This is a genomic window from Bradyrhizobium ferriligni, assembly GCF_056837965.1.
Window position 1 is genome coordinate 1 of the sequence record NZ_JBXEJO010000188.1, and the last position, 960, is coordinate 960.

Below are 960 nucleotides of genomic sequence, written 5' to 3' on the forward strand. Positions count from 1 at the left end.
CGTGTGTGCTTCTTGCTCAGGCAGCGAAGATGAAGCGTGTACCTGTGTAGGAGCGCAGGAGCTTGTTCGGCATCTCGGCCTTTGCCATTTCGTAGAACGGCTCACCAGTGCAGTGGAGTGGAATGACGTAGTCGATGTCGATACCCTTTAGCGCTGTGATCGTGTCGCGCACATAGTCCTCCTTGTAGGGCGCGAGGTGGAATCCACCGATCACCGCGTGAATCTTGCTGATACCGGAAGCCACTTGGGCTTGTTTGATTGCGTTGATCAACCCGCGATGGCTGCAAGACGTCAACACGATCAACCCGCGGCCTTTTAGATTGAATGCGGTGGCGATCTCGTGTCGGAACTGGTCCGGGACGACAGCCTTCGTCCGTTCGTCTTCCGGAAGCTTGTCGGCATAGCATCCAATGCCGTGGTCCACGCCGATCTTCATGGCGCTGGGCGACAGCAGCTTTTCAAAGCTCGTTTGGCTGATGTGCCCCGTGGTGAAGCCGTGGTCGGCGACCAGCGCCGGCCCTTCTGCATAGGTCACCGCAACATTCGCGCCTTCCAGTGCCTTGCGATCCAAGGCTCCGAAATCGCCGCGTACCGGCGGAGCCGTCCATTCGCGGGAGCAGAACGCGTCCTCGCCGCCGATGTAAATCGGTAGCTTGGCTTTGAGCTTGCCGTTGTTATGTTCAAGAAAGCCGGCGAGACCGCCAAAATGATCGTAGTGACCGTGGCTCAAGACAAGGGCATCAAGCGCGGCCGGATCGATGCCTACGAGAGCGGCGTTGTTGACCAGCGCGTCCCGTGTAAAGCCGAAATCGACCAGCACATGTCGTATTTCCTTGTCACGCCGCGACTCGACGTGCATCGACAATCCGAACTCACTGATCAACGTTTTACCCGGCGGCTTGCCACTGCCGATGCCCCAGCCGAAGTGCTCAATCTCAACATCGGAAACCTTCCGGCTCG

The 960-nt window shown here is 58.2% G+C and carries 1 protein-coding gene; it reads right to left on the minus strand.

Annotated elements, in window-relative coordinates; genetic code table 11:
• Positions 1-16 precede the first annotated feature (16 nt).
• On the minus strand, positions 17-960 hold a 944-nt coding region (locus tag AC1VNY_RS42485; protein WP_482409667.1), incomplete at its 5' end, for an MBL fold metallo-hydrolase.